Genomic DNA, 9,057 nt, shown 5'->3' on the forward strand with positions numbered 1-9,057 from the left:
TTTGCTTCAGTTAAATGGCGCCGCCCGTTTGCGGATTTGTTGGAACGGAATAATTTTCAGAACAGGGTTTTCATGAAACTTTTGGCTTCCGCGTTGTTGTCTGCTCTCGCAGTTGCCGGCTCGGCTTGTGCCGATTTGCGGGCGACCGGCGATTTGGGCGTCGTGATCGAGCGCGAAGCCGGCACTATTCAAATCGTCAACACCACTAAGCCGGCTATGTTGAGCCGCATCGAAGGTCTGGGCGATTTGTCGCATGCCTCGGTGGTATTCTCCCGCGACCAGCGTTATGCCTACGTATTCGGCCGCGACGGCGGATTAAGCAAAATCGATCTGCTGCAGGACAAAATCGACAAACGCATCGTGCAGGCCGGCAACAGTATCGGCGGCGCGATATCTCAGGATGGCAAGGTGATTGCCGTCTCCAATTACACCCCGGGCGGGGTGAAACTGTTCGACGCCGAAACTCTGGAGCAATTGGCCGAGATACCGGCGGTCTACGGCGACGACAACAAGTTGTCCAAAGTGGTCGGTCTGGTCGATGCGCCGGGCCAACGCTTTGTTTGCAGTCTGTTCGAAGCCAACGAGATTTGGCTGATCGACGCCAAAAATCCGCGCCAACCCGGCGTCAAAAAATTTAAAGAGGTTGGCAAGCAGCCTTACGACGCATTATTGAGCCCGGACGGCCGCTATTATGCGGCCGGGTTGTTCGGCGAGAAGGGCTTGGCGTTGCTCGACTTGTGGCAGCCGGAGCAGGGCGTGCAGCAAATTCTGGACGACTACGGCAAGGACGACGAACAATTGCCGGTCTACAAAATGCCGCATCTGGAAGGTTGGACCATGGTCGGCGACTGGCTTTTCGTGCCGGCGGTCGGCCGGCACGAAGTCTTGGTCGTCGACAAGCATGACTGGACTCTGGTGAAGCGGATTCCGCTGGCCGGCCAGCCGGTGTTCGTCAGTGCCCGCCCCGACGGTCGGCAGGTCTGGGTGAATTTCGCTTTTCCGGATAACCAAACGGTGCAGGTTATCGATGTCAAGGATTTGAATACCGTCAAGACTTTGCAACCCGGCAAAGCCGTGTTGCACATGGAATTCAGCCCGCGCGGCGAAGCGGTATGGCTGGCGGTGCGCGACGACGACCGAATAGCGGTTTACGATACCGAGACCTTCGCCGAGACTTCGCGGCTACCGGCGCAGAAGCCCAGCGGCATTTTTTTTACCGACCGCGCCAATCGGATAGGTTGGTAGCATGTTGGCGCAGTTGCAACCCTTGCACAAGCACTTGTTGAACGACTATCAGCAGGACTTCCCGCTGAGTCCGACACCGTATCGCGACATCGCCGAGCAACTCGGCGTCAGCGAGGATGAAGTGTTGCATGCCTTCGAAGAATTATCCGCCCAGCGTATGATCAGCCGTATCGGCCCGGTAATTGCGCCGAACAGCATCGGCAGTAGTGCCTTGGTGGCGATGGCGGTACCCGAGCACGATCTGGCGCGGGTCGCCGAACTGGTCAGTGCCTATCCGGAAGTCAACCACAACTACGAGCGGGAAAACCGCTTTAATCTTTGGTTTGTCGCGGTGGCCGACGATGAGGCGCAACTGGGCATGGTGATTGCCGAAATCGAAACGCGCAGCGGATATCCGGCGATGACTTTGCCGATGCTGGCGGACTATTTCATCAACCTTGGCTTCGAGATGAATTTACATGATTGAGGCCGTCGATCAGCATTTGATCTCCGCGGTGCAGGCGGGTCTACCGATCGCCGCGCGGCCTTACGCCGTCATCGGCGAACGATTGGGGCTTTCCGAGCAGGAGGTGATCGAGCGTCTGGCCCGGTTGCGCGCGCAAGGTCTGATCAAACGCTGGGGGGTGGTGGTCAAGCATCGTCAGCTCGGCTATCGCGCCAACGCGATGATCGTGATGGACGTGCCGGACGACCGTGTTGGCGATGTTGGCGCTTTGCTCAGCCAGCAGGCTTGCGTCAATTTATGTTACCAGCGCCCGCGGCAGGGCGAGGTCTGGCCCTACAACCTGTATTGCATGATTCACGGCAAAAGCCGGGAAGTGGTATTGGAACAGTGGGCCGAGTTGCGGCACGCTTGCGCGTTGACGGCGTATGGATACGAGGTATTGTTCAGCCGGCGTTGTTTCAAACAACGCGGCGCGTTGTATTCATTGCGTGCCGAGTCATCCAAATCTGCTCAGTCCGTTACCGGTCAGGCTCAGCCGGGGCAAGCGGTCTTTGAAATGCATTCCGGCTGATGGTTATGGATTCCGCCGATAAAGCCATCGTTAACCGGTTACAGCAAGGTTTTCCTATTTGCGATTCGCCTTTTCGCCGAGTTGCGGAAGAACTAGGTTTAACCGAATCCGATTTATTGGCGCGGGTCCAGGCCATGCTGGACGAAGGTGTGCTTTCGCGCTTCGGGCCAATGTACCATGCCGAACAAATGGGTGGGGCGCTAACGCTGGCCGCGTTGAAAGTACCCGAGCCGCGGTTCGACGAAGTGGCTGAGATCGTCAATGCTTTTCCGGAAGTGGCGCATAACTACGCCCGCAATCACAGTTTGAATATGTGGTTTGTATTAGCCACCGAAAATCCGGAGCAGATATCTGCCGTAATTGGCCAAATCGAGGCCGCGACCGGCTTGACTGTCTACAACATGCCGAAAATCAGCGAATACTATGTCGGCTTGCAATTGGAAGCGTGATGAATATTGATGCAGTCGACCGCCAACTGATTCAGGCTACCCAAACTGGTTTGCCGTTGGTGGCGCAGCCTTATCAGGCTGTTGCCGAACAATTGGGGTTAAGTGTCGAAGAAGTTATGCAGCGGCTGGCACGAATGCAGCAGGACGGCATCATCCGCCGCATCGCTGCGGTGCCCAACCACTACAAACTGGGCTACCGATACAATGGCATGACGGTATGGGATGTGGATGATCGGCAAATCGATAACCTGGGGCCTAAAGTGGCCGAGTTGCCTTTCGTCAGCCATTGTTATCAACGTCCGCGCCATTTGCCGGACTGGCCTTACAACCTGTTCGCGATGGTGCACGGCAAGACGCAGCAAGATGCCGAGCGGCAGGTGGCGATAATCTCTGAAGTGTTGGGCGAGCATGTCGGCAGCCGCGATGTGCTTTACAGCAGCAAGATTCTGAAAAAAACCGGTTTGCGCATCGGGGGATAAGCATGTTTCGTCTCAGCCAATACATGCGCGAAGTTTTGGCGCCGACGCCGTTGCAGCCGGTGCGCAAACCGTCCGGTCCGGTCGTGATTTGGAATCTGATCCGGCGTTGCAATCTGACCTGCAAGCATTGCTATACCACTTCCGCCGATATAAATTTCCCCGGCGAACTGACCACCCCGGAAATCTACGCGGTGATGGACGACCTGAAGGCGTTCAAAGTGCCGGTATTGATCCTGTCCGGCGGCGAACCGCTGTTGCACCCCGATATTTTCGCGATTTCGCAACGCGCTCGCGATATGGGCTTTTATGTGGCATTGTCCAGCAACGGTACCTTAATCAACTCCAGCAATATCCAGCAAATTGCCGCGATCGACTATCAATATATCGGCGTCAGCCTGGACGGCATGCGCGAGGCGCACGATAAATTCCGCCAGAAGCAGGGCTCGTTCGATGCCTCGTTGGCCGGTATTCGTTTGTGCCGCGATCATGGCATCAAGGCCGGCGTCCGCTTCACGTTGACGCAAGATAACGCCCACGATTTCGATGCGTTGTTGCAGTTGATGGATGACGAGGACATCGACAAATTCTATTTGTCGCATCTGAATTATGGCGGTCGCGGCAACAAAAACCGTAAGGACGACGCCGAATTTCAGTTGACGCGCAAGGTGATGGATACCTTGTTCGAAAAATCGCTGAGTTGGGAGCGGCAAGGTCTGCATCGGGAAGTGGTGACCGGCAATAACGACGCCGACGCCGTCTATTTTCTACATTGGGTCAAACGCCGTTTTCCGGAGATGGCCGAACATATTCGCGCCAAACTGCAACAGTGGGGCGGCAATGCCTCCGGTGTCAATGTGGCCAATATCGATAACTTGGGTAATGTCCATCCCGATACCTTTTGGTGGCATTACGGTTTGGGCAATGTGCGGAAGCGGCCGTTTTCCGAAATTTGGCAGGACACCTCGGACCCGTTGATGGCCGGCCTGAAAGCTTCGCCGCGGCCGTTGCAGGGGCGGTGCGGCCGTTGCGGCTACCAGTCTATTTGCAATGGCAACACCCGGGTCCGGGCGCAGCAACTGACCGGCGATTTTTGGGCGGAAGATCCGGGGTGCTACCTGGACGACGAGGAAATTGCCGGCCGTTTGTTACCGGATCAGGCCCAGTCGAAACAGATCAACGCATCAAGCCGCACGGCAGACTCCACAGCAGCGTAACCGATTGCGGATTACTGAAGTCGGCATTGAGGCGGGTTAACGACGCTTTCTTAATGCACAATGCCGTCGCCGAGATGTTCAGTAGTGCGGCGATAGCCTCGGAAAGATCGGGTTCATGCCCCACTAACCAGACATCGTCTTCGCCGCGATCGGCCAGTTGTTTAAGTTGTGCCAGCAGTTGTTGCGGTTCGGTGCCGATGGTCAGCCAATCTGCGGTATGTGCTGCAGGGCAGTTGGGCAAGTGGGTGTGCAGTAAAGTTGCGGTCTGTTGGGCCCGTAGCACCGGACTGCAATATAGCGTGCCAGGCAAGAGTCGATTTCTTTCGCAGAAGGCGGCCAGTCGTTTGACCTGTTTTGCGCCTTTTTCGGTGAGCGCTCGATCGCTATCGGCTTTTGACAAGGCGCGATCCTCCGCCGTAGCATGTCTCAGAAACGTGATCAGCATCGGTATCTCCTCGATTGCAGCGGAAACGGACCCTGATTTTACTGCGATTTGAGTTTTCGGTGGGTTAAAAGGCGAGGCGGGCCACGGCATCACAATAATTGTTGACCAAAATACTGGGGATAGTCATAATTCCTTACCCATTCAATTGCTTAAGAGTTTTATATGGCCGATCCAATTGTATTTACCGATAGCGCTGCGCAAAAAGTCGCGGGATTGATTCAAGAAGAAGGTAACGACAATCTTAAACTGCGGGTTTATATCAGTGGCGGCGGCTGTTCCGGCTTCCAGTACGGCTTTACCTTCGACGAAGAAGTGAACGAGGACGATACGCAAATCGTCAACGGCGGTGTCACGGTATTGATCGATTCGATGAGCATCCAGTATCTAAACGGCGCCGAAATCGACTACAAGGAAGATTTGTCCGGTGCGCAATTCGTGATCCGCAATCCCAATGCTACTACCACTTGCGGCTGCGGCTCGTCATTCTCAGCCTAAACCGTTACGGCCTGGATAAATCCCGCCCAAAATCACGGGTGCCTTGGCGCCCGTGACACTACAAAGGTTGCCCGGCAAGCCGCGCAGTGTTTGTCGGGCGAGCCAAGCGAACGCAATCGCTTCCACGTGATCCGGATCGACGCCGATCGCGGCCGTCGATGCGACTGGAATCCGCAGGCTTTCCGCCAACAACTGCAGCAAATGCCGGTTATGCGCGCCTCCACCGCAAATGAACACTTGCTTGGTTACCGGGGCGTGCCGGCTAATGGCATCGGAAATGGTATCTGCGCTGAATTGGCAGAGCGTCGCTTGAACGTCCTGAGCCGTTAGGTTGCCGAATGATTCGATTTTTCGCTTCAGCCAAGTTGCGGAAAAATACTCTTTGCCGGTACTTTTCGGCGGCGTTAAATCGAAATAAGGGTCGTCTTTGAGTGCGGCTAGTAGCTCTTGATTAGTCTGGCCTCCTGCCGCCCATTCGCCAGATGGATCGAACATGCCTGAATGGTGTTGCTGATACCAATAGTCGATCAGGCCATTGCCGGGGCCGGTATCGAAACCGATGGCCGGTTTGTCGTCGAGTACGGTGATATTGGCGATGCCGCCAATATTGACCACTGTTCTGGCCTGGTTCGGGTCGGTAAATAGTGCTTGGTGGAACGCCGGTACCAGTGGTGCGCCCTGGCCGCCGGCGGCGATGTCGCGGCGGCGAAAGTCGGCGACCGTGGTGATGCCGGTAATTTCCGCAATCCGATTCGGATCGCCGATTTGCAGGCTAAAGCCGTCGCGGCCCTCCGGAGCATGATAAACGGTTTGGCCGTGGCTGCCGATAGCTTTGATCGCACTTGCCGGTATGCCAACCTTCCTTAATAATGCATTTGCGGCTTCGCCGAATAAACGGCCGATTAGGCTGTCCAAAGCGCCATAATCAAGCAATAGCACTGCCTGATTGGCTTGGCTGATTGCCTGAATGGATTGTCTCAGTTCAGCAGGGAAGGGTTGGTAATGGAACTCGACGAGCGTGATCTTGTTATCGGCGAAGTCGACCAACCCAGCATCGATACCATCGATGCTGGTGCCTGACATCAAGCCGATATAGAGTTCGGCCATCGGTTTAGTTCTGCGCCACCTGTGCGTCGCCTTTGGCTTGTCTTAGTTGCGCCACCAGCGGTTGGGTTTGGGTTTTGAATTTGGCCAGCAGCGCTTTGTCCATCGGCATGGAATGAGGCAACTTTACCGTGACCGGATTGACGTGTTGGCCGGCGATGCGAAATTCGTAGTGTAAATGTGGGCCGGTGGCTAAGCCAGTTTTGCCGACGTAGCCGATCACATCGCCTTGCTTGACGCTGCTGCCGACTTTCTGATCGGATTTGAATCCCGACAGATGGGCGTAAAGCGTGGAATATTTTTGGCCGTGCTCGATTTCGACTACGTTGCCGTAACCGTTTCTGACGCCGCGAAATGCGATTTTGCCGTCGCCGGTGGTCTTGACCGGAGTGCCGATGGCGGCGGAATAATCCACGCCTTTGTGGGCGCGAATGGTATTCAATATCGGATGTTTGCGGTGCAGGTTGAAATGCGAGCTGATTTTGGCGAAGTCCATCGGCGTTTGCAGGAAGGCTTTCCGCAATCCGTTGCCGTCCGGCGTGTAATAACCGGTGTTGCCCTGGTTGTCTTCGAAGCGTACCGCAGTGTAAGTTTTGCCTTGATTGACGAACTCTACCGACAGGATATCTCCGGTATCGAATTCACGTCCTTCTACGAATAGTTTTTCGTAAACCACTGTGAACTCGTCGCCTTCGCGTAAATTCAATGCAAAATCAATGTCCCAAGCAAAGATGTCCGCCAGTTTCAGAATGATTTTTTCCGGCAAACCCGCTCGAGTACCGTCTTCGAACAGCGATGAATGGATAGTCGCTTTGGCGCTGGCGACTTGGTAGTCGACTTTTTTGCTGAGCAATTCGACATCGAATCCGTCGTCGTGACGGGTGGCAATTAGGGTTTCAAACGGGTTTTTGGCGTAGGTCAGGCGTTCCAATTCTCCCGATGCGTTCAACGTGGCGACCACGTCTTGACCGGGCTCGACCGCAGCGAATTGCTTGCCGGTGGAGTTGGCGTGGATGATTTTGTGCAGGTCCTCGCGGCTCAGGTTCAGGTCGGAGAAAATGCTGGAAAGGTTTTCGCCGGATTTAACCGTGTGTTCCAGTTCCTCGGTGATGTCGAGGCGTTCGATTTTGGGTTTGGCGTGGTTGTAATTGGTGTAGCGATCGAGTCTGGATGAGATCAGTTTGTCTTGTTCCAGACTTTTGGTGTCTTCCAAACCTTTGTGCGGGATCAATCCGTAACTTGCACTTGCGGCAACAACGGTACAAGCGCCTAACAGCGCCGACTTGAGTATTCTGTTCTTCACAGCAATCACTTTTCATTGTTTGTCGAGTGCCCAATTGTAGGCAATTTTGTTGGATATGGCTAACCAAAGGGGATTTTTTATCCTTCGGTACAGTTGCATCACTTATAATGCGCGCCCTAAAACTGAAGGCTATTAGGAGAGTGTTTTGTTGCAAGAAACCTTGGCTCAGCTGCGTTACGGTGCTGAAGAAATCTTACTGGAATCCGAGTTTGTCAAGAAGCTGGAGGAGAATCGTCCGTTGACGATCAAGGCGGGATTCGATCCGACCGCTCCGGATTTGCATTTGGGGCACACCGTACTGATCAACAAGCTGAAGCAGTTTCAGGATGTCGGCCACAACGTTCAATTTTTGATTGGCGATTTCACGGCCATGATAGGCGATCCGACTGGTAAAAATGTCACGCGAAAGCCGTTGAGCAGGGACGAGGTGCTGGAAAACGCTAAAACCTACCAAGCACAGGTCTTCAAAATTTTGGATCCGGAAAAAACCGAAGTGAAGTTCAATTCGGCATGGATGGGGGCCATGTCCAGTGCGGAATTGATTCAGTTGGCCGCAAAACACACTGTGGCCAGGATGCTGGAGCGGGACGATTTCAGCAAGCGTTACAAAGGAGGTCAGCCGATTGCGATTCATGAATTTTTATATCCGCTGATCCAGGGGTATGACTCGGTCGTCATGAAAGCGGACGTCGAACTGGGTGGAACCGATCAGAAGTTTAATCTGTTGGTCGGGCGCCAATTGCAGGAGGTTTATGGTCAGAAGCCGCAGATAGTCCTGACCATGCCGATCTTGGAAGGGTTGGATGGGGTGCAGAAGATGTCGAAATCTCTGAATAACTACATAGGGATTGCTGATGCGCCAGATGATATGTTCGGCAAGATCATGTCGATATCCGATGAATTGATGTGGCGTTATTTCAAGCTATTGAGTTTTCGGCCGATGCTGGAAATCGAGGGTTGGCGGCAAGCCTGTGAGAACGGGGACAATCCGCGGAATCACAAAGTCGCCTTGGCTCAAGAAATCGTCGAGCGATTTCATGGTTTCGCTGCTGCCAAATCGGCGCTGGAAAATTTCGAAGCGCGGTTTCAGAGAGGGGCTATACCAGAAGATCTGGCTGAAATAGAGATGGATGCAGGGACCGAAGGTTTGCCAATTGCTAATCTATTGAAAAATGCCGGACTGGTTGAGAGTACTTCGGAGGCGTTGCGTTTAATCAAGCAAGGCGCTGTGAAAATCGATGGCGAAAAGGTTGAGGATGCGAAAAAAGTGATCGGTGCTGGTTCGCATGTTTACCAGGTTGGAAAAA

11 protein-coding genes are annotated in these 9,057 nt (G+C 54.2%); 8 read left to right on the top strand and 3 right to left on the bottom strand.

The window, feature by feature from the left end; all coding sequences use genetic code 11:
- Positions 1-72 precede the first annotated feature (72 nt).
- The 6 genes from NP603_RS07020 to nirJ are packed head-to-tail and all read left to right on the top strand — an operon-like array spanning position 73 to position 4,403.
- Entirely contained in the window at positions 73-1,245 is a 1,173-nt protein-coding gene (locus NP603_RS07020; RefSeq protein WP_256610203.1) for a cytochrome D1 domain-containing protein, read from the top strand.
- Position 1,246: 1 nt separating this feature from the next.
- Positions 1,247-1,711 carry an Lrp/AsnC family transcriptional regulator gene (locus NP603_RS07025; RefSeq protein WP_256610204.1) on the top strand — a complete coding sequence of 155 codons (465 nt, stop codon included), beginning with the start codon at positions 1,247-1,249 and terminating at the stop codon, positions 1,709-1,711.
- Positions 1,704-2,261 carry a siroheme decarboxylase subunit beta gene (gene ahbB / locus NP603_RS07030; RefSeq protein WP_256610205.1) on the top strand — a complete coding sequence of 186 codons (558 nt, stop codon included), beginning with the start codon at positions 1,704-1,706 and terminating at the stop codon, positions 2,259-2,261. Before NP603_RS07025 ends, ahbB (NP603_RS07030) begins: the two co-directional genes overlap by 8 nt.
- Before the next feature lie 5 nt (positions 2,262-2,266).
- The gene (locus NP603_RS07035; protein WP_256610206.1) at positions 2,267-2,710 is read left to right on the top strand and encodes an Lrp/AsnC family transcriptional regulator; all 444 of its coding nucleotides are present in this window, start codon (positions 2,267-2,269) and stop codon (positions 2,708-2,710) included.
- Positions 2,710-3,189 (top strand): siroheme decarboxylase subunit beta, encoded by a 480-nt coding sequence (gene ahbB, locus NP603_RS07040; protein WP_256610207.1) that lies wholly within the window; start codon positions 2,710-2,712, stop codon positions 3,187-3,189. Before NP603_RS07035 ends, ahbB (NP603_RS07040) begins: the two co-directional genes overlap by 1 nt.
- Positions 3,190-3,191: 2 nt before the next feature.
- Entirely contained in the window at positions 3,192-4,403 is a 1,212-nt protein-coding gene (gene nirJ / locus NP603_RS07045; RefSeq protein ID WP_256610208.1) for a heme d1 biosynthesis radical SAM protein NirJ, read from the top strand.
- Here the strand turns inward: nirJ and sixA are convergent.
- On the bottom strand, positions 4,363-4,848 hold the full coding sequence (sixA, locus tag NP603_RS07050; RefSeq protein ID WP_256610209.1) for a phosphohistidine phosphatase SixA: 486 nt from the start codon (positions 4,846-4,848) through the stop codon (positions 4,363-4,365). The genes nirJ and sixA overlap by 41 nt on opposite strands.
- A gap of 162 nt (positions 4,849-5,010) precedes the next feature.
- Between sixA and erpA the strand changes: the two genes are divergently transcribed.
- A complete protein-coding gene (gene erpA, locus NP603_RS07055; RefSeq protein ID WP_064020540.1) occupies positions 5,011-5,343 on the top strand; it encodes an iron-sulfur cluster insertion protein ErpA in 333 nt (110 codons plus the stop codon).
- On the opposite strand, the gene NP603_RS07060 is transcribed toward erpA, so the two are convergent.
- Both NP603_RS07060 and NP603_RS07065 read right to left on the bottom strand, forming a co-directional pair.
- Positions 5,335-6,450, bottom strand: coding sequence for an anhydro-N-acetylmuramic acid kinase (locus NP603_RS07060; RefSeq protein ID WP_256610210.1), 1,116 nt, complete (start codon positions 6,448-6,450; stop codon positions 5,335-5,337). The genes erpA and NP603_RS07060 overlap by 9 nt on opposite strands.
- 4 nt (positions 6,451-6,454) lie before the next feature.
- Positions 6,455-7,750: a peptidoglycan DD-metalloendopeptidase family protein gene (locus NP603_RS07065; RefSeq protein ID WP_256610211.1), complete on the bottom strand. Its 1,296-nt coding sequence runs from the start codon at positions 7,748-7,750 to the stop codon at positions 6,455-6,457.
- 148 nt (positions 7,751-7,898) lie between these two features.
- Here NP603_RS07065 and tyrS point away from each other — a divergent pair.
- Positions 7,899-9,057 (top strand): tyrosine--tRNA ligase (gene tyrS / locus NP603_RS07070; protein WP_371928775.1); only part of this gene is annotated, 1,159 nt, incomplete at its 3' end.

The sequence above is a fragment of the Methylomonas aurea genome (assembly GCF_024505045.1).
GTDB lineage: Bacteria > Pseudomonadota > Gammaproteobacteria > Methylococcales > Methylomonadaceae > Methylomonas > Methylomonas aurea.

Coding starts and splice junctions, on each gene's coding strand:
- erpA (WP_064020540.1), top strand. CDS start 5,011: ATGGCCGATCCAATTGTATTTACCGATAGCGCTGCGCAAAAAGTCGCG.
- NP603_RS07025 (WP_256610204.1), top strand. CDS start 1,247: ATGTTGGCGCAGTTGCAACCCTTGCACAAGCACTTGTTGAACGACTAT.
- sixA (WP_256610209.1), bottom strand. CDS start 4,848: ATGCTGATCACGTTTCTGAGACATGCTACGGCGGAGGATCGCGCCTTG.
- NP603_RS07035 (WP_256610206.1), top strand. CDS start 2,267: ATGGATTCCGCCGATAAAGCCATCGTTAACCGGTTACAGCAAGGTTTT.
- nirJ (WP_256610208.1), top strand. CDS start 3,192: ATGTTTCGTCTCAGCCAATACATGCGCGAAGTTTTGGCGCCGACGCCG.
- ahbB (WP_256610205.1), top strand. CDS start 1,704: ATGATTGAGGCCGTCGATCAGCATTTGATCTCCGCGGTGCAGGCGGGT.
- ahbB (WP_256610207.1), top strand. CDS start 2,710: ATGAATATTGATGCAGTCGACCGCCAACTGATTCAGGCTACCCAAACT.
- NP603_RS07060 (WP_256610210.1), bottom strand. CDS start 6,450: ATGGCCGAACTCTATATCGGCTTGATGTCAGGCACCAGCATCGATGGT.
- NP603_RS07020 (WP_256610203.1), top strand. CDS start 73: ATGAAACTTTTGGCTTCCGCGTTGTTGTCTGCTCTCGCAGTTGCCGGC.